Origin of the sequence: Sulfitobacter sp. SK012 (assembly GCF_003352085.1) — a bacterium.
In the GTDB taxonomy this organism is placed as follows: domain Bacteria; phylum Pseudomonadota; class Alphaproteobacteria; order Rhodobacterales; family Rhodobacteraceae; genus Sulfitobacter.
This window is the reverse complement of sequence record NZ_CP025804.1, coordinates 597,873-616,458: the sequence shown is the minus strand read 5'-3', so window position 1 is coordinate 616,458 and position 18,586 is coordinate 597,873. Positions and strand designations below refer to the sequence as shown.

At 54.8% G+C, this 18,586-nt stretch carries 20 protein-coding genes and 1 tRNA gene; 11 read left to right on the top strand and 10 right to left on the bottom strand.

The window, feature by feature from the left end:
* Positions 1–14 precede the first annotated feature (14 nt).
* Positions 15–500 (top strand): tetratricopeptide repeat protein, encoded by a 486-nt coding sequence (locus C1J03_RS03050; protein WP_114883546.1) that lies wholly within the window; start codon positions 15–17, stop codon positions 498–500.
* A gap of 295 nt (positions 501–795) precedes the next feature.
* Here C1J03_RS03050 and C1J03_RS03045 read toward each other — a convergent pair whose 3' ends face one another.
* From C1J03_RS03045 to C1J03_RS03035, 3 genes are all read right to left on the bottom strand, one after another.
* Positions 796–1,671 carry an alpha/beta fold hydrolase gene (locus tag C1J03_RS03045; RefSeq protein WP_114883544.1) on the bottom strand — a complete coding sequence of 292 codons (876 nt, stop codon included), beginning with the start codon at positions 1,669–1,671 and terminating at the stop codon, positions 796–798.
* A gap of 284 nt (positions 1,672–1,955) precedes the next feature.
* Positions 1,956–2,579, bottom strand: coding sequence for a tetratricopeptide repeat protein (locus C1J03_RS03040; protein ID WP_114883542.1), 624 nt, complete (start codon positions 2,577–2,579; stop codon positions 1,956–1,958).
* 287 nt (positions 2,580–2,866) lie between these two features.
* Positions 2,867–3,928: an IS630 family transposase gene (locus tag C1J03_RS03035; protein ID WP_114883540.1), complete on the bottom strand. Its 1,062-nt coding sequence runs from the start codon at positions 3,926–3,928 to the stop codon at positions 2,867–2,869.
* 47 nt (positions 3,929–3,975) lie between these two features.
* Here C1J03_RS03035 and C1J03_RS26030 point away from each other — a divergent pair, with 47 nt between their 5' ends.
* Both C1J03_RS26030 and C1J03_RS03025 read left to right on the top strand, forming a co-directional pair.
* Positions 3,976–4,233, top strand: a complete 258-nt coding sequence (locus C1J03_RS26030) for a helix-turn-helix domain-containing protein (protein WP_368073919.1) — start codon at positions 3,976–3,978, stop codon at positions 4,231–4,233.
* 77 nt (positions 4,234–4,310) lie between these two features.
* The gene (locus tag C1J03_RS03025; RefSeq protein ID WP_114883536.1) at positions 4,311–4,571 is read left to right on the top strand and encodes a helix-turn-helix domain-containing protein; all 261 of its coding nucleotides are present in this window, start codon (positions 4,311–4,313) and stop codon (positions 4,569–4,571) included.
* A gap of 181 nt (positions 4,572–4,752) precedes the next feature.
* Here C1J03_RS03025 and C1J03_RS03020 read toward each other — a convergent pair.
* Positions 4,753–4,828, bottom strand: a tRNA-Trp gene (locus C1J03_RS03020).
* Positions 4,829–4,953: 125 nt separating this feature from the next.
* On the opposite strand from C1J03_RS03020, the gene C1J03_RS25215 reads away from it, so the two are divergent.
* Positions 4,954–5,121 carry a hypothetical protein gene (locus tag C1J03_RS25215; protein ID WP_162798427.1) on the top strand — a complete coding sequence of 56 codons (168 nt, stop codon included), beginning with the start codon at positions 4,954–4,956 and terminating at the stop codon, positions 5,119–5,121.
* On the opposite strand, the gene C1J03_RS03010 is transcribed toward C1J03_RS25215, so the two are convergent.
* From C1J03_RS03010 to C1J03_RS03000, 3 genes are all read right to left on the bottom strand, one after another.
* Positions 5,118–5,780, bottom strand: a complete 663-nt coding sequence (locus C1J03_RS03010) for a CatB-related O-acetyltransferase (protein WP_114883531.1) — start codon at positions 5,778–5,780, stop codon at positions 5,118–5,120. The genes C1J03_RS25215 and C1J03_RS03010 overlap by 4 nt on opposite strands.
* 213 nt (positions 5,781–5,993) lie before the next feature.
* The gene (gene tuf, locus C1J03_RS03005) at positions 5,994–7,169 is read right to left on the bottom strand and encodes an elongation factor Tu (protein ID WP_114883529.1); all 1,176 of its coding nucleotides are present in this window, start codon (positions 7,167–7,169) and stop codon (positions 5,994–5,996) included.
* Positions 7,170–7,293: 124 nt separating this feature from the next.
* A complete protein-coding gene (locus C1J03_RS03000) occupies positions 7,294–7,884 on the bottom strand; it encodes a hypothetical protein (protein ID WP_254694164.1) in 591 nt (196 codons plus the stop codon).
* 131 nt (positions 7,885–8,015) lie between these two features.
* Here C1J03_RS03000 and C1J03_RS02995 point away from each other — a divergent pair, with 131 nt between their 5' ends.
* The gene (locus C1J03_RS02995; protein WP_114883527.1) at positions 8,016–9,386 is read left to right on the top strand and encodes a cytochrome P450; all 1,371 of its coding nucleotides are present in this window, start codon (positions 8,016–8,018) and stop codon (positions 9,384–9,386) included.
* A 9-nt stretch (positions 9,387–9,395) separates the two neighbouring features.
* Here C1J03_RS02995 and C1J03_RS02990 read toward each other — a convergent pair whose 3' ends face one another.
* Genes C1J03_RS02990 through parC form a run of 3 tightly spaced genes read right to left on the bottom strand, consistent with a single transcriptional unit; the run spans position 9,396 to position 14,162 of the window.
* Positions 9,396–10,538, bottom strand: coding sequence for a M48 family metallopeptidase (locus C1J03_RS02990; RefSeq protein WP_114883525.1), 1,143 nt, complete (start codon positions 10,536–10,538; stop codon positions 9,396–9,398).
* Positions 10,535–11,830 carry a DUF898 family protein gene (locus C1J03_RS02985; RefSeq protein WP_114883523.1) on the bottom strand — a complete coding sequence of 432 codons (1,296 nt, stop codon included), beginning with the start codon at positions 11,828–11,830 and terminating at the stop codon, positions 10,535–10,537. The genes C1J03_RS02990 and C1J03_RS02985 overlap by 4 nt, the downstream gene beginning before the upstream one ends.
* 13 nt (positions 11,831–11,843) lie before the next feature.
* Complete coding sequence (parC, locus tag C1J03_RS02980) at positions 11,844–14,162, bottom strand: DNA topoisomerase IV subunit A (RefSeq protein ID WP_114883521.1); 2,319 nt, start codon at positions 14,160–14,162, stop codon at positions 11,844–11,846.
* A gap of 189 nt (positions 14,163–14,351) precedes the next feature.
* On the opposite strand from parC, the gene C1J03_RS02975 reads away from it, so the two are divergent.
* The 6 genes from C1J03_RS02975 to C1J03_RS02950 all read left to right on the top strand — a co-directional run bounded on the left by C1J03_RS02975 (position 14,352) and on the right by C1J03_RS02950 (position 18,534).
* Positions 14,352–14,954 carry an SH3 domain-containing protein gene (locus C1J03_RS02975; protein WP_114883519.1) on the top strand — a complete coding sequence of 201 codons (603 nt, stop codon included), beginning with the start codon at positions 14,352–14,354 and terminating at the stop codon, positions 14,952–14,954.
* Between the two features lie 62 nt (positions 14,955–15,016).
* Complete coding sequence (locus C1J03_RS02970; RefSeq protein ID WP_114883517.1) at positions 15,017–15,847, top strand: SDR family NAD(P)-dependent oxidoreductase; 831 nt, start codon at positions 15,017–15,019, stop codon at positions 15,845–15,847.
* 59 nt (positions 15,848–15,906) lie between these two features.
* A complete protein-coding gene (locus tag C1J03_RS02965) occupies positions 15,907–16,110 on the top strand; it encodes a twin transmembrane helix small protein (protein WP_114883515.1) in 204 nt (67 codons plus the stop codon).
* Between the two features lies 1 nt (position 16,111).
* Positions 16,112–16,690, top strand: a complete 579-nt coding sequence (locus tag C1J03_RS02960) for a cob(I)yrinic acid a,c-diamide adenosyltransferase (RefSeq protein ID WP_114883513.1) — start codon at positions 16,112–16,114, stop codon at positions 16,688–16,690.
* Between the two features lie 159 nt (positions 16,691–16,849).
* A complete protein-coding gene (locus tag C1J03_RS02955) occupies positions 16,850–17,608 on the top strand; it encodes an electron transfer flavoprotein subunit beta/FixA family protein (RefSeq protein WP_114883511.1) in 759 nt (252 codons plus the stop codon).
* A complete protein-coding gene (locus tag C1J03_RS02950; protein ID WP_114883509.1) occupies positions 17,608–18,534 on the top strand; it encodes an electron transfer flavoprotein subunit alpha/FixB family protein in 927 nt (308 codons plus the stop codon). Before C1J03_RS02955 ends, C1J03_RS02950 begins: the two co-directional genes overlap by 1 nt.
* Positions 18,535–18,586 lie beyond the last annotated feature (52 nt).

Below are 18,586 nucleotides of genomic sequence, written 5' to 3'. Positions count from 1 at the left end.
CCTGCACAAATTTGATGAACTATTCCACGAGCGACAGCGATCTCAGTCGTCTCCACACCAATCGAGGCGTTGCCCATGAATTGCTTGGGTTACACGACAACGCCCTCGCCGACTACGATGAAGCTATTCGCTTAGACCGAAAAAATTCACGAGCCCATTTGGAGCGCGGAATAACTTACTATATCAAAGGGCAAACTGAAAAAGCCATAGCGAGTTACAGTGTCGCCATAAGTCTTCGATCGGACTATGGATTGGCATACCTCAATCGCGGTCGTCTCCTTACACAAATTGGTAAGTTGGACGCCGCGATTGAGGACTTCGATTCAGCGATCCGAATAGACCCGAGCGACGGACCGGCCTATTTCTGGCGTGGCGTTGCTCACCAGGCAAAGGGCAATCGAGACGATGCGATTTCTGATTATCGCAAAGCGTTGAAAATTTCACCTCTAGCTCAAGAACCGCGAGCGGCATTGAAAGCACTCGGTGTTACTCGTGACTGAAAAGGGACATGCGGTGAAAAAGTTCTAATTTCTGAGCGCATGTTGGGCGGCCTTTCGTTCGAATGCTATGGGGCTATTTCCCGACATCAGTGGCCGCAAAACCAAAGCCTGCTCCGGGCTCGCAGTCAGATTTCGCCGCGCGTTGCCTCAAGACAAGCTATCGATAAAGGGATGTCGGCTCATCGGCAAAAACAGTTAAATCTCAGTTGCGTAGTCCCCTGGGCAAACAGCTGGTTCGCGACCGCCTTTATCTTCGATGACGCCGCACTGGCATCAGGCGGCTCTGAGCCCAACATCACGCTTGGAGGAACCGTAATAGCTCAGAGTTGAGTGCTTCCGGGGCATCCTCGTGAACAATATGCGAAGCCTTCGGGATCACCCGGTGTGTCGCATTGGGAAGAATGCCAGCCAAGGCTTCGTTTAGCCGCCGGAAGACTGCTGGGCTTAATCCTCCGCTCAACAACAGGACAGGCATTCTGACGTTCGAAAGTGGTGCCTCCCGTAAATCCGGAAATCCTTGATACAGAGCCTGCGCTCTGTCCGTCCCTCGGTTGTCCCAAACCTGCTGATAGCGCTCTTCGGACAGGGCTTCAAAGGCTTTGGCCCCCAACACGCCTCGGCCAAAGTATGAGATGGCGGCTTTGTCATCTCCCTTTCGAAATGCCTTTTCCGCCGGTGCGAGTGCACCTGCTCCCAGTTTCGCGATCGACAGGCCAAGTCTGGGCTTCGGCAGAATAAGTCTCAGCAATGGCAGGGGTTTCGGCGGAATTTGGAGGTGGACAGATACGCTCGGTGCTTCGATCAGTGTCAGGCTCTTACACTGTGCTGGCTTCTGCGACGCAAGCATGAGCGCGATTAGCCCTCCCCATGAATGGCCGACTATATGTGCCGGTTCCGCTCCAAGTTGTTCAATGAGAGTCGCTAGATCGTCCACATGCGTTTGGATCGGATCTGGCGCGTCGCTCGGGATTGGTGTGTTGGGTTTGTGATAGCGGCGGCTGTAACAAATGGTGCGGTAACCATTCGTGAACGCGGGTATCTGATTGGTCCAGCTTCGTAAGTCGGACACACCACCGTGGACAAATATGATCGGTGGGCCACTGCCATTTTCCACCACGGCCAATCTGGTGCCGTTCACTTCAATGGGTGTCGTGTCAATTAGCTCAACCATTGCTCCCAATAGCACATCTGCCAAAATATCTCGAACGGCAGAAAAGTCCGCGATGTGTAACCGGCATCTGATCTATGCCGCGACCTGTACGAATGGCCGCATCACCCGCTGCAAGGCAGCATCGAATTTTTCGCTCCCGCCGCAATTTTTGTGCTGCGGGCGCACGCAGCGAGAATCCCGAATTCACAGTGTGGGCTCCTTGCGGACCTTCGCTGCGGTACGCCTCAATGTCCGCTATGACGACATTCGGTGGTTTGGAATTTTATGGGTCCAGACCCTAAATCTCAGCAGCCCTTATAGTCCTTAGCCACGCATTCCCGGGCCAGTTGCTGTGCCTGTGCAATTTCATCATCCGTCATTCTTTTCGCGACAATATCTCTATTTCCCTTGGCATCTTCATATCCAAGCGAGGCTGAAATATCCCACCACATGTGCGCGTAAACATTATCTTGAATTACGCCATCGCCCCAGACGTACATCAAACCGAGATGCATTTGCGACTCTGCGTTACCCTGTTCCGCTGCTAGGCGAAGCCACTTCACAGCCTCAGCAATGTCCTGCGGAACACCATCGCCCTTGTCGTACATCAGACCAAGATTGTATTGCGCGGATACGTATCCCTGTTCCGCTGCTAGGCGAAGCCACTTCTCCGCCTCGGCAAAGTCCTGCGGAACGCCATTGCCATCGTAGTACAACACACCGATATTGTATTGCGCGGGTGGGTAACCCTGTTCCGCCAAGGGTCGCAGTTCTTGAAGAGCCGTTTCAAAATCTCCTGATCTGGCGGCATCAAGCCCCTTTTGGAAATCCTGCGCCAAAGTGGGTTGTCTGCTAAACGCTAAAACTACTGCAAGGCCGACTGCGCTAAGAACTACTGCAAGGGCCGCTGACCTAAGAACTTGTTTCAAGTGATCTGTCTCCGAAATGCCGACGCAGGTTATGACCCGCAGATTGGGAAGGCCAGATGCGGGGTGTCATTTCGTAAAGGGTCCAGAGCCGCCCCAAACCGCCTTGATGGCAGCGCGGAACAGCTACAAGGTGAGGTAGTCGATTGGGAGAGTGACGGATGAAATCAATAATTGCCGCTATCGCGTTGTTAGCTTGCGGCCCCGCGTTTGCCAAGCAATACGCCTGCCAGTTTGATGCTTCGGGGGATTAAGGAATTATGAGTGAAAAAAAAGAATTTATACCCTGTTCACTCCAAAACCCGAACGTTCTGATGTGAGATGATGCGGAAGTTGTCAGTTACTTGATCTCGAAAGCTGAGCCACTGTTTTGGGACCACCTCTCGCATAAAGTTCAAGATTGCATTGGCGAAGTGTTTTTGCGTTGGATAGTGCCGATTATGGGTGACGTGGCTGTGCATGACGGCCCAGAGCCTCTCGATGGGATTGAGATGTGGGCAATAGGGCGGAAGTTGGATCAGATGAATGCGACACTTCTTGCGCGACAGGAACGCTCTTACATCGGGGCCTTTGTGGTATGGGGCATTGTCCCAAATGACGTGAATGATACGTTTGTCAGGGTTCCTCGCTTCGATCTTGGCGAGAAGTTGAACGGAGCTAACCCCATCAACGGTGGTTGGTTCAACAAAGGGTGCGTCGAAGGTTTCCAGGTTCAGAGCACCGTGAATGTTCACGCGGCCGCGCCCAGATGTCGTTTGAATGGCTGGATTTGACCCTTTGCGAGCCCAACCATGGCTGGGCTTACTTTGATATTCTGGATGAACGGCATCCGAGAAGTAGACGGCCTCGTCGGCAGGCAAGTTGTTCAGTAGGCTTTCATAAAATGCGATGAATGCGGCCTGCTTCTCGACGTCAGCCACACGGGGCAGCGCCCTTGGCTTGCGATATTCGAACCCCAAACGGGCCAAAAGCTTGATGCAGCCAGAATGAGAATAATGGATGTTATACTTTGAGCTCACATAGGCTCTGATCTGCACCGTTGAACGGCAGAACCGTCCCTCAAGCCATGCGCACAAATTCCCTTCTTGAGCCGTCGTCATCCGTGACTGCCCACCTTTCCAACCATCGTAGGCGACGGCATCCCAGTTTTCAGCCAGATATTGCTTGTGCCAGCCGCGCACCGTGTCGTCGTCCAGAAATAAAACTTTTGCGATTTGGGCACATGACATCCCCTCATCGAGCAGCAAAAGCGCATTCGCACGCCGCGCGACCCCGTGATCTTCGCGTTGGCGTTGCACGCACGACAAAAGTTCAAGGCGATCTGACGCAGTGAGGAAGTTCGGACGGATCATACAAACATCTGAATCTCATTTGCTTAGTCCGTCAATCCAAAAGTCGGGTGATCGAGGACTCGGTGTATACCAATATAGGTGCGCGAATCCGCGCTATCCGCCTCGCGTTCGGCGGTACGAGTCAGAAAGATTGGTGCGATATGCACAATTTCTCGACCAGCCAATACAATAACTGGGAAAGTGGGCTCCGCCGGATCAGCATAGATGAAGCAATGAAGCTATGCGACATTTACGGCATAGATTTAGACTATATCTATCGCGGTAAGCGTGATGGATTGTCAGCAAACGCGGCGAAGCTGCTCTGACTGCAACGGCCTATGTGTCGAACCACGTGATCCATTGAAACGGCAGTCAATTTGAGAAAGCGGGAGTTTAAGTAATTATGGATGAAAAACGACCAGACTATAAGGAAATAGGAAATCGCCTGCGTGGCCTGCGCAGAGCCTTTGGCAATATGAACCAGCAAGAATGGTGCGCCATGCACAGCATCGCGCAGACCCAGTGCAGCAATTGGGAAAATGGCTTGCGTAGGATCTCCGTAGATGAAGCCATGAAGCTGTGCGACATTTACGGCATAGATTTAGACTATATCTATCGCGGTAAGCGTGACGGATTGTCGGAGAACGCAGCGAAGCTGCTCTGACTGCAACGGCCTATGTGTCGAACCACATGATCCATTGAAACGGCAGTCAATTTGAGAAAGCGGGGGGTTAAGGATTGCACATACCGATTGATATTGTCCCCCATACGTCCCCCACGATCAAGCGAAGTGAAGCCGTCCAGGCCCAACCCCCGCTCAAACATTTGTTAATATTAGTAAATTCTGGCAGGGGCTAAGAGACTCGAACTCTTGACCCTCGGTTTTGGAGACCGATGCTCTACCAACTGAGCTAAACCCCTATGCCGCGTGTCGGCCTAGTCGCATTCGTCCGGCGGATCAAGAGGCATCACACGAGGACTGCAACATTTTCGAAAACTACAGCGACGAATTGCGCGATGCAGTCATATTCCGTCGGCGCCAGCGCATGTTCCACTACGCATTCGCGGGCTACGGCACCACAGTTGCGTCTGCCGATCTTCAGGGTCTGAAGAAAGACGGTAATTCGCGAAAGCAGTTCGATCAGATCTATGACTGCGAGCGCCACATGACAAAGATCGCAGCGTCCTGTGGTCTGAACGAAAGAGCGACCTAGTTCCCTGCGGCGATATCGGCGAGCGCGTCGACATCACCACCTGAAATTTCAGCCTCAGAAGCGATGATCTGCTCAATTGACCAGTCCCACCAAGCGATCTCGACGAGTTTCTGAACATCCGAGTTGGCAAACCTTGACCTGATGGTGCGTGTGGGGTTGCCTGCAACGATCGTATAGGGGGCAATTTGTCCTGAAACGACAGCCCCCGCCCCGACAATCACGCCATCACCAATGTGTGTCCCCGGTAAAATCACAGCCGCTTGGCCGATCCAAACGTCATTTCCAATGACGGTGTCTGGCCCGGCATCTGGCATTGAGGGTCTGCCGTCCCGCGCACCATCGAATATGGCAAATGGAAAACTGGAAATCCCATCATAACGATGATTGGCCGACGATGTGATAAATCGCACCCCGTCGGCAATCTGGCAGAACTTTCCGATAATTAAGCGCTCTGGTGAAAAGTCGAAAAGATACGGAGCTAGGCGCGCCGCCCAATCCGTCGGTGCGTCAAATGCGCTGGCGTATGTATACTCGCCCACCTCGATCCTCGGATGAACGACTACAGCGGCCAGAAATACTGTCCCCTCATGCACCTTGCCGTCGGGCAAACTGATCGGATGCCGAGTTTCGGGAGACGGAAAATTCAATTTATCCGACATTTTCGCGCCCTTATATCAAGTACCGCCCTACACATTTGGACGCAGGTTAGTGGACTACAATAACTGCTCATCTAAAAATCACATGCTGCAACTGCCGACCAACTATCTACGCCCCTGCCTTCGACAATGCATCCCTTTCATGACAAAGGCCCCCCTGTTGGGAGGCCTTTGATTGTTCAAGGTTCGTGCATCGGCCTGTCAGGGCCGCGACACCTACTCAGTGATCTTGGATACCACGCCGGCACCAACCGTACGGCCACCTTCGCGGATCGCAAAGCGCAGGCCTTGCTCCATAGCGATCGGCGCAATCAGCTCAACGTCGAACTTCAGGTTGTCGCCCGGCATGACCATTTCTGTGCCCTCGGGCAGGTTCACGGTACCGGTCACATCCGTCGTACGGAAGTAGAACTGTGGACGATAGTTCGCAAAGAATGGCGTGTGACGGCCACCTTCATCTTTGGTCAAGATATACGCCTCGGCCTCGAACTTTGTGTGTGGCATAACCGACTTCGGCTTACACAGAACCTGACCGCGTTCAACACCTTCACGGTCGATGCCGCGCAACAAAACGCCAACGTTATCGCCAGCTTCACCACGATCCAGCAACTTGCGGAACATTTCAACACCAGTACACGTCGTTGTCTTCGTGTCGCGGATGCCAACGATTTCGATGCTGTCGCCCACGTTGATCACGCCACGCTCAATACGACCGGTCACAACCGTACCACGGCCAGAGATCGAGAACACATCTTCCACCGGCAACAAGAACGGCTGGTCAATCGCGCGCTCGGGCGTTGGGATCCATTCGTCAACAGCTGCCATCAGCTTTTTGATCGACTCTTCGCCAATCTCAGGATCGCGGCCTTCCAAGGCTGCAAGTGCAGAGCCCGGTACAACAGGCATGTCGTCGCCGTTGTACTCATACTTGCTAAGCAGTTCACGGATTTCCATTTCGACCAGCTCAAGCAGCTCGTCGTCATCAACCTGATCCACCTTGTTCATGTAGACAACCATCTCTGGGATACCAACCTGGCGGCCCAGCAGGATGTGCTCGCGCGTCTGGGGCATTGGACCGTCGGCCGCGTTCACAACCAAGATCGCGCCGTCCATCTGGGCAGCACCGGTGATCATGTTCTTGACGTAGTCCGCGTGGCCGGGGCAATCGACGTGCGCATAGTGACGTGCTTCAGTCTCATATTCCACGTGCGCTGTGGAAATCGTGATCCCACGGGCTTTTTCTTCGGGCGCGCCGTCAATTTGGTCATACGCTTGGAAGTCACCAAAATACTTGGTGATCGCCGCTGTCAGCGTCGTCTTGCCGTGGTCAACGTGGCCAATCGTGCCAATGTTCACGTGCGGCTTGTTACGTTCAAACTTTTCCTTTGCCATGGTGGCGCCCTTCCAGTGTGCAGGGACCCGTCGTGGGCCCTGATATCCATATGGCGGGCGATGTAGTGGTTATGGTCGGCAAAATCAAGCAGGAGTTGGCAATCGCGTGGCTAAGAAAGCAGAATTACTCTGCGATTTCCTCGGCGACGGCAGCCGTTTCAACAGGTTCAGGCGTTCCGTTGAACCAACCTTGGGATTTGTTCTGCTTTACCAAATAGTTCTCAATCGACTTCGCCGCATTCTGGCTAAGGTTCTTGAGCTGTTCCTCGGCGGTTTGGGTATACCCAGATCCAATAACAGGTCCTTGGTCAAAGGATTCGAACACCGTGATCTGAAATGGCTCTTTGTTTAACTTCTTGTTCTTTGCATCATCCCAAACTGTCAGGTTAACGATAAGAATCGACTTGGGTGCAAAAAGCAGCGGGACACCGGGCTGGGCCAGGACATAGGCTTCAATCGACATGCCAAAATGATAATCACGCGCGCCATCATAGCGGTCAAAACGCTCTGCTACGGCGTCCGTCAACGCCTTGGTCAAGACGGTCTTGGACGCAGCGCGGCTAATAACCGGGCCCCTGTCTACCTTCGGAGCTACGGCGATATTGTGCACAAGGTTGAAATCGCCAAGTCCGACAGGCGCATCGCCCAGATCACTCGCACCATTACAGGCCGAAAGGAACGCAATACACATCAGCGCAGAAATCATCCGAAACATAACAAAAAGCCCCCCAAAGGCGTGAACTGGTCTTGCGTAACGCATGGGAATGGTGGCTGCAATCAAATGCCACATTGGCGAGAGGTCGCCGCGGCCCTATCTTGAAGGTAACCCCCTCAAGGAGGCATCCCATGACTGCCGTGCCCGATCCACAAACCGCTCCGCTCCCTGTCCACGTTAAACTGGTGTCTGAACCTTGGGGCATCTTAAAAAGCCTGCAAATGGCGCGGCGCAATGTGCTGAGCATCATTCCGCAAATCGCGGTCAAACAGCCAATGGTTTCGGGCAAAACAGGCAAGCGCTGGCACATGGTCATGGACCCCGGTGCGATCCGGCACATGTTGCTGGATGAATTGGAAAATTACCCCAAATCGGTGGTAACTAAAAACCTGCTGAAGCCCGCGATTGGCGATTCGTTGTTCATCGCTGAAGGTGCGCATTGGCGCTGGCAGCGGCGTGCGGCCGCTCCAGTGTTTTCGCACCGCAATGTATCAAACCTCGCTCCGATCATGACAGGTGCGGCTGAACGCGCCGCCGGGCGTATCACACAGGCAGGCCCACGTGCCGTAAATATGCTCGACGAGATGGTCACGACAACTTTTGACGTCATTGGCGATGTGACCTTCTCAGGCGGCGATACCTTTGACAGGGACAGTGTCCACAAAGCCATCGATGATTACATCGCCGAAGCAGGCAAGATCAGCCTCTTTGACATTCTTGGGTTTCCAGATTGGATGCCGCGCCCCGGACGCCTGATGTCCGGTAAGGCCCTCAAAGAAATGAAAGGCATGGCGGATCAAGCCATCACTGAACGGGCAGAGCGGGGGCATGAGGGCGTGCCGGACCTGCTCGACTTGCTGCTCGCGGGTGTTGACCCCAAGACAAAGCGCCAGATGAACACCGCTGAACTGCGCGACAACTTGCTGACTTTTATTGTCGCAGGCCACGAGACCACGGCTCTTACGCTGGCGTGGGCAATGTATTTGATGGGCTTTGATCAAGACGCCCAAGACCGCGCGCGCGCCGAGGCGCAATCTGTTTTACAAGGCCGGGCCGCCACCGGTGAGGATGTCAAAGACCTGCCGTTCATCCGCATGATCGTGGACGAAACGCTCCGGATGTATCCGCCGGCTGGTATAATCTCCCGCACCGCGCAGCAAAAAGACACCCTGTGCGAGCGCGAAATCCTGCCCGGTGACACCGTGATGATCCCCATCTACGCGCTGGGACGGCATGCGATGCTGTGGGATGACCCCGATGCTTTCCTGCCCGAGCGGTTTGCAGATCGAAAATCTATCGACCGCTATGCCTATCTGCCGTTTGGCGATGGGCCGCGCATATGCATCGGTGCTTCATTTGCCCTGCAAGAAGCCGTTATCATTCTTGCCACGCTGCTTTCGCGGTTCAAATTCACCCCCGTCCCCGGCAAAGAGCCAGATCCCGTCATGATCCTGACTTTACGCCCGAATGGTGGTGTTTGGCTAACCGCTGAACCGGTCTGAGCCCCAGGGTTAATCTGCGCAAATGGCCTTGAATGCCTGCCATTCCTCTTCAGAAAGGATCGGCTCATATTGCGCATCCTCGCGCGCGGCCTTTCGGGATGCATCTATCCGTTTCGCCAAGGTTGGGTGACTGACAAAATGCGAGGTCACCCCGTCGCTATCACCATGTTTCTCACGCATCCGCTCAAACATATCACCAAGGGACGCGGGCGACACGTTCGCGTCTTCCAGCATGCCATATGCAAAACGGTCTGCGCCCGTCTCAGCGCCTTGCGAATACTGCGCCGAAATCAACTTTTCAGTTAAGAACAACACCGCTGCCCCGCCCGCAAAATCACCAAACAACAGTCCAAGGATCCCAATAGAGCCTGCCGAGCGCATCGCGTGACGCGTCGGATCGCGGCTGATCACATGGCCAAATTCATGGGCCATCACGGCCGCAACTTCGTCAGGGCCTTCGGCGGCTTCTATCAGCCCGCGAAAGAACACCACATAGCCGCCGGGCAACGCAAAGGCGTTGATCATGGGGTGATCCAAGACGAACACCTCAATCGGTTGCGCCGAATCGATGTCCACAGAAAGGCGCGCAACCATCTGATTTAGGGCGGCGACTCCTTCGGGGTTTTCGCAGGTCGCCAGTTGTTCTAATCCAGAGCCCGCAAGCGCTTCGCGGATTTGTGCGAACGTGGCTTCACCCAACGCACGCTCACCTTCGGCCGGGATATATGTCGCCAAGCGGTCGGCCAGCAATGGCACCAAAACACCAATTTGCAACGCCACCGCCGCCACCGCCGCACAGGCCCATAGCGCCAAACGCCGGCGGCCTTTAGGTGGTGCAGATTTCTTTAGCTTCGGAAAAGCCGCAAGCAGGCCAAGATCGCCAAGTTGAAGACGCGCTAAGGGATCAGCGGTCCAGCGCAGGACGGCTTCTTGGGTGCCGGCCACGTCTTCGACTTGGCGCACTTCTTCCAAAGGCCACTGAACCTCAAGCCCCTCATGTTGCAAAAACCGAATAATCAGAGCACCCGCCCCTTCATCAACCTCTAGGCTGACAGGCCGCGCAATGGGGCTGTCTCCATCAAAGTAGAACGCACCACGGGTAAGCAGAGGTCGCGCAGGCACGGGTTGTGGCAGATTAGGCGGAAGGGTCATATTGCAGCCCCCAGATCAAGGGCCTCCGCAAAGCCCTCAGCCTCTGCAAATTCATCCCGCGCACGTTGGCTTACCGCGATCAGCCCAGCCACATCCGACAAGGATGTCGTCTGAGCCATATGGCGCATCAAAGGATAGGTTACGAACGCGTTCAACAGCACATTCCACAGCAGGAAAACAGCGAGGTAAAGTGCTGCGATGATCGCAAAAGACATCCATTTCGGCAGATCGCCAAATGGACTTTCCTGACCTAACTGCGCCTGCACCATCGTTTCAGGCCCAAGAAGCGCAAACGCCACGCCAATAATCAGACCGACCCCCAGTAAAAGGATCATATACGCAATGAAGTTGCCCAGCGAATAAATCAAAGTCACTCGGGGCGCGCTCAGCTTTGATGCAAAGCGGATGCCATCAGAGGACTTGTGGTTTGCCATGATCCGCTTGGCGGAAAATCGGTAGTGAAAAGCGCCGTACAGCAATACCGGGAGTAACGGCACCAAGAACAACAACCGCCAAGGGTCCGTCCATGAAAAGAGAAGCTCTTCGCCTCCAATTGCCTTGTCGATATTCTTGATCACATCACCAAATGTGTCGGCATCGCCGCGCAACAATGGGTCCACCCAAAAAACCCAAAGTGCCAAAATCAAGATCCCGGCCAATGCCACAGCAAACGGGATCGCTGCACGGTATAGCATCGGCCAACGCCCACCCTGATGCAGCTTCGCTGAACCAAAATAAGTCCGGTCGGTTCGGTATTTCTCAAGCGAAAACGTCATACGTGGCCATAAAATGCCCAAACTGACGATCGTAATCGCCCAGTGCATAAGAGCGCGCAGGGCAAAACCCCAAGCGCCCGGCTCAAGCCCAAAACGCACTCCGCGCCAACGTGTCCGCCCCAGAACATAACGCCTTGCTCGGTAGCTGGCGTAAAACCACAGTGGGATAATGCCAAGAAAACTAGCGAAATATCCAACCCACGAACTGTTAAAAACCGAAAAGCTGACAAACATCAGGACCAGATTTACGATGCCGATGTAGAAGGTCAGGATCACCACTGCGATAAAAAAGCCGAGCAATTTTTCCAACGGATCGCCCACATACTCCATCGGATGCCCGCCCGGCCGGATCGACGACCAATACCAGCGCCGCAACCGTGTTTTCATCCAAAAGCGGTAGAATCCCAGCGTCAACACAGTCCAAAAACCAGTTTTTAGTGCCAGTCCAAAGAGCGCAGAACGTGTCCCGACGAACCACACGTCAAGGCCCTGCGCAGGGACAGGCGGCGGAGCCATCTGGCCCGTGGGATCAGTTAAACCGGTTGTCACGGGGGAAGCCACGCGGGGCCATACGTCCCGCCGTTGCTCGTTTGGCGGTCCATTCCTGCAAAGCAGTTTCGGTCCGAGTTCGGCCTGCCGGATCGAGCCAACTCAGCCCCTCTTCGAGCACAAAGGTTGTCGCATCCGACAGCCCGCCGTCCTTGTATTTTTGCAAACGTACGCCCTTGCCGCGGCCCATCTGCGGCAATTCATCGAGCGGGAAAACCAACACTTTTCGGTTTTCGCCAACGACCGCTACGTGATCGCCCTTCACAGCGGAACAGATCATCGCACGCACATCGCCGCGCACGTTCAATGCCTGTTTGCCGCTGCGGGTTTGCGCGGCAACTTCTGCCTCTGGCACGATAAATCCATCGCCCGCGCTGGAGGCTACCAGTAACTTGCGCGCCGGATCGTGAATAAACAAAGCGATAATTTGCGCCTCGTTGGGCAGATCCACGATCAAACGCAAAGGCTCGCCCATTCCGCGACCACCGGGCAAATTCACTGCAGAAATTGTATAGAACCGGCCGTTCGAGCCAAACACCAACAGACGGTCCGTTGTTTCCGCGTGGAAAATAAAGCTCGGGCCATCACCGTCTTTGAACTTGAGCTCGCGGTTGAGATCAATATGCCCGGTCATCGCTCGGATCCAACCCATCTCGGAGCAGACAACCGTAATGGGCTCACGGTCGATCATCGCCTCGATTGGCACGTCTTCGACTTCGCCCGCTTCGGCAAATGTGGTGCGGCGCGCGCCGCAATCAACGCTGTCAATCACCCAGTCTTTGCCAAACTGTTTTTTGGTTGCGCGCAGCTGATCGGTGATGCTGTTCCACTGCAGCTCATCGGATTCCAGAAGGTCCTCAAGGCCGGCGCGCTCTTCCATCAAAGCTGATTGTTCGCGCAGCAGCTCCATCTCTTCGAGACGGCGCAAGGACCGCAGCCGCATGTTCAAAATCGCTTCGGCTTGCACCTCTGACAGCTCACTACCGCCGGGCGCAGGCGGCACATAATCGGCCTCATCGCGGGCACGGACGTGCGCCTTGCTCCAATCCTCCGCCATCAGCGCAGCCTTGGGATCGTCGTCATAGCGGATAATATCGATCACGCGGTCAAGGTTAAGGAACGCGACAATGAACCCTTCGAGCACCTCAAGTCGGTGGTCGATTTTTTCCATCCGGAAAAGCGAGCGCCGCTGCAGCACCTCACGTCGGTGATCCAAAAAGGCCTGCAGCACTTCCTTCATCGAGCAGACCTTGGGCGTGACGCCATCAATCAACACGTTCATGTTGAGCGAAAACCGTACCTCAAGATCAGAGTTGCGGTAGAGCATCCCCATCAAAACTTCGGGGTCCACGTTTTTGGAGCGCGGCTCAAGAATGAGGCGGATGTCTTCGGCGCTTTCATCACGCACATCACCCAGAATGGGGATTTTCTTAGTCTGAATGGTCTCGGCGATCTTTTCGATCAGTTTGGACTTTTGGACCTGATACGGGATCTCAGTGACGACGATTTGCCACTGGCCACGCCCTAAATCTTCTACTTCCCACCGGCACCGCAACCGAAACCCACCCTTACCGGTGCGGTAAGCGGTGGCAATATTTTCTGGCGGTTCAACAATAATCCCGCCCGTCGGAAAATCGGGACCGGGCACATAGTTCAGCAACGTGTCATCGCGCGCATCCGGTGTTTTGATCAGATGGATGCAAGCGTCACAAAGCTCTGCGATGTTGTGAGGTGGAATGTTTGTGGCCATACCCACAGCAATCCCAGATGATCCATTGGCCAAAAGGTTTGGAAACTGCGCTGGCAGTACGACGGGTTCGGTCAGCCGGCCATCATAGTTATCGCGAAAATCAACGGCGTTCTCGGCCAAACCTTCGAGCAGCGCTTCTGCTACTGCAGTCATGCGCGCTTCGGTATAGCGCGATGCGGCAGGGTTATCCCCGTCGATATTGCCAAAGTTCCCCTGTCCGTCAACCAACGGATAACGAACGTTAAATTCCTGCGCGAGGCGCGCCATCGCATCATAGATCGCTGCGTCACCGTGGGGGTGGAAATCCCCCATCGTGTCGCCGCTGATCTTTGCAGATTTCAGAAAACCACCCGTGGAATTCAACCGCAGCCGGTGCATCGCATAAAGGATACGCCGGTGGACAGGCTTCAGACCGTCGCGCGCATCTGGCAACGCGCGGTGCATAATCGTGCTGAGAGCATACGTCAGATACCTATCGCCCAAAGCCCGGCGAAGGGGCTCTGAAACATCTTGGCTGCCCGGAGGCGTAGGATCGGTAATCTGCGACATCTGGAGTGGTGTAGCCAAGCCTGCGTCGACCGACAAGCACCGCTTTGCAACTTTGCGTTCAGTTTGTTGCCGACAGGCGACGGGGAAAGTTAGGTTAACTTTTCCCTCAAAAGAATCATCGGAATTTGCTATTGAAGTGTTAAGGGGTGCTGCGCGTTGATTTACGAGTGGCTTGTTTGGAGTGATTTCATGAAGACTTTTATTATTTTAACCTTCGGGTTTCTCCTATTTGCATTCTATCAAATGAGCGGAGGCGCTGGTTTTGAGCCCGCAAGCGTGCGCATGGCGAATGTGATCGCAGCACCTGCCGTTGCGGCTTCACCGCTCGACACCGCGACCGATACGACTGAAATCGTCGCTGAGGTTCCGACCACTGATCAAATCGATGCCGTGACCCGCGTCGCGCTGAACCTTACATCGCTGACTGAAACTCCTGTGGTTGATACCCCTGAGATCGAAAACGGAGCGACAAGCGCAACCGTCACATCAAGCGCCGATACGCCTGCGATTATCCCAAGCCTGATCATTCCCAGCCTGATCGTGCCAAATGGCGCCGGTGCCGATCCCTTTCAAGTCACAGCTATAAGTCAGGGCGGAGATATCCGCGAAGTGTCCGGCAACCGCGTCAATGTACGCGGCGGTCCCAGCACGGACTACAGCGTCGTGAACAAGCTAGAACGCGGTGACACGGTCGAAGTGATCGAAGACACAGGCACAGGCTGGGTCCGGATGCGACCCGTCGATGGCAGCCCCGAAGGCTGGATGGCCGATTTTCTGCTTACGTCCGGCTAGGCTCATTGCCAAACGGTTGAAAACACTCCAACACGGGCCCCACATCGCGCGGGGCCTTTTTCATGTCGACACGTTCCATTCTGATCACCGGTTGCTCCAGCGGCATCGGTTACGCGGCAGCGCACGGTCTGCGCGCACGGGGGTGGAGAGTTTTCGCTTCGTGCCGTCAAGAACTTGACTGCGCAGTTTTGCGGCAGGAGGGTTTTGAAAGCCCCCGGCTCGATTATTCCGACCCAGACAGCATCATCACGGCGCTTGCTGAAGTGCTGGAGGCCACGGGCGGAACATTGGACGCGGTCTTCAACAACGGGGCTTACGCGATACCCGGCGCTGTAGAAGACCTGCCAACAGCCGCGCTGCGCGACATTTTCGAAGCTAACTTCTTTGGTTGGCACAGCCTGACACAGGCTGTTTTGCCGATCATGCGCGCGCAAGGTCACGGACGGATTGTTCAGTGTTCATCGGTTCTGGGGTTGGTTACGATGCCTTGGAAGGGGGCCTATAATGCAACGAAATTTGCGATTGAGGGGCTCACTGACACATTGCGGATTGAAATGCGCGACACCCCGATCAAGATCGTGCTGATTGAACCTGGGCCGATCGGCACAAAATTTCGCAGCAATGCGATTAAAAACTTCGAGCACTGGATCGACTGGGCGGCCTCACCACGCGCCACCCAGTACGAAACCGAGCTTCTTGGTCTTCTTTATAATTCCGAAAACAAACCCAACAAATTCGAATTGCCGCCCGAAGCGGTTGTGCGCAAGTTGGTCAAAGCGCTGGAAAAGCCACGCCCAAAGGCCCGTTATTATGTTACGATACCAACATATTTGATGGGCATTTTGCGCCGCATCTTACCGACGCGCGCGCTAGATTGGGTGCTGAGTCGGTGATTTTGGCTTGCTGAAGCGCGAAGCCCCGCTACATCTCATCTTCGCAAGAAGGAAATCCCATGTCTGATCCATTTTTCGCCCTCATCCTTGTCGCTATCGCAGCGGTCGTTATCATTTTGATGCTCGGCCTTGGTGGATTTGCAGGGGGCGGTGGGTTCAACAAACGCAACTCGAACAAGCTAATGCGTATGCGGATTGTCGCACAATTCATCGCCGTACTGCTGATCCTCGCATACGTCTATTTCAAAAAACAGGCAGGCTAACATGGTTGTTCTAAACAAAATTTATACCCGTACCGGCGACAAAGGCGATACCGCCTTGGGAAATGGTGCGCGTGTTCCAAAACATGATCCAAGGGTCGAGGCCTACGGGACCAGCGATGAGCTAAACTGCTTTGTCGGCGTTGCTCGTCTGAAAGCTACCGGCGACACGGACAAGGCTTTGAGCCTGATTCAGAATGACCTTTTTGATCTCGGCGCGGATTTGTGCCGTCCCGATTTGTCTGCAGACGCCGAGGCGGAATATCCACCGCTGCGCTTGGTGGATTCGCAAGTCGACCGCCTGGAGCAAGAAATTGACGTAATGAATGCGGCGTTAGAACCTTTGCTCAGCTTCATTTTGCCCGGCGGCTCTGAGCTGGCCGCGTCCTTGCATGTGTGTCGTACTGTCGCACGCCGGGCCGAACGCCTAGCGGTCGAGCTTTCCGGTCTTTCTGAGGTAAACCCGGTCACGGTCCGCTATCTCAATCGACTAAGCGATTGGTTTTTCGTCGCTGCACGGGTGGCCAACAACGGCGGCAAGGATGACGTGCTTTGGGTGCCAGGTGCCAATCGGGAGGTCTGACAACCCCTTTGCAAAGCACAAAAAACACAAAACGCGGCGTCCATGATGCCACATATGCCGATTTTACCCTGTTTCGCCTGCTCTGGCTTCGCTAAACCTTGCATCAAGATGAACGAAGGCCAGCCGCGTGCTGAGTCGTAACTAAGGAGAAGAACGCTCATGAAGGTGCTCGTACCTGTCAAACGCGTGATCGACTACAATGTGAAAGTGCGTGTAAAAGCGGACGGTTCCGGGGTTGATCTTGCCAATGTTAAAATGTCGATGAACCCGTTTGACGAGATTTCTGTCGAACAGGCGATCCGGCTCAAAGAAGCGGGTCAGGCGGATGAAATCATCGCCGTCTCCGTAGGTGTAAAGCAATCTCAAGAAACGCTGCGCACCGCTCTTGCAATGGGTGCAGACCGCGCGATCCTGGTGGTTGCGACCGACGATGTGCACAACGACATTGAGCCGCTGGCCGTCGCCAAAATCCTCAAGGCGATCGTCGACGAAGAAAAGCCGGGCCTCGTTCTGGCAGGCAAGCAAGCCATCGACAACGACATGAACGCGACAGGTCAAATGCTGTCCGCTCTGTTGGGTTGGAGCCAAGCCACCTTTGCTTCTGAAGTCGCAATTGAAGGCGAACATGCGGTTGTAACGCGCGAAGTTGACGGCGGAATGCAGACCATCAAAGTCAGCATGCCAACGATCGTAACCGTCGATCTGCGCTTGAACGAGCCGCGCTATGCCTCGTTGCCTAACATCATGAAGGCCAAGAAAAAGCAGATGGATGAGAAGACGCCTGAGGATTATGGCGTGGATGTTTCCAACCGCTTGGAAATCGTAAAAACTGTCGAGCCTGAAACACGTGCGGCCGGCATCAAGGTTGGCTCGGTCGATGAGCTGGTCGCGAAACTCAAAGAAGTGGGGGCTGTATAATGGCTGTTCTTCTCCTTGCAGAAGTGACCGATGGCGCATTGGCGATGGACGCGACGGCCAAGGCCGTAACAGCGGCAAAGCAATTGGGCGATGTAGTTGTATTGGCTGCAGGCGGCTCTGCTGCTGCAGCCGGTGAAGCTGCCGCCACAATCGACGGCGTGGCCAAGGTGCTCGTCGCTGAGGACGCCTCTTTGGGTCACCGTATGGCAGAATCGACTGCTGCACTCATCGTGTCGCTGGCGGGTGATTATGATCACATCGTTGCACCGGCGACGACAGATGCTAAAAATGTGATGCCCCGCGTTGCGGCATTGCTCGACGTTCAGATCATTTCTGATGCGTCTGGTGTTGTGGATGCGGACACGTTCGAGCGTCCCATTTACGCGGGCAACGCGGTGCAAACCGTGAAGTCGAAAGACGCCAAGAAAGTTATCACTTTCCGTGTGTCGACTTTTGATGCGGCTGGAACCGGCGGCTCGGCTCCCGTCGAAACCATTGGTGCCGTTGCAGACCCCGGCTTGTCTGAATGGGTCGAAGACAAAGTTGCCGCAAGCGACCGTCCAGAACTGACTTCGGCGGGTGTCGTCGTTTCAGGTGGTCGCGGTGTCGGGTCTGAAGATGATTTTGCCCTGATCGAAAAGCTGGCAGACAAGCTGGGCGCTGCCGTCGGTGCGTCGCGCGCTGCCGTCGACAGCGGCTATGCCCCGAACGACTGGCAGGTTGGCCAGACGGGCAAGGTTGTGGCCCCTGATCTTTATGTCGCCGTCGGCATTTCAGGTGCTATCCAGCACCTTGCTGGCATGAAAGACAGCAAGATCATCGTCGCGATCAACAAAGACGAAGAAGCTCCTATCTTTCAGGTTGCCGACTACGGATTGGTTGCCGACCTTTTCGAAGCAGTGCCCGATCTGATCGAAAAACTGTAACAGCAGCCCCGGGCGCTTCGCTCAATTCGATAAAGGCCCGCCATTGTTGGCG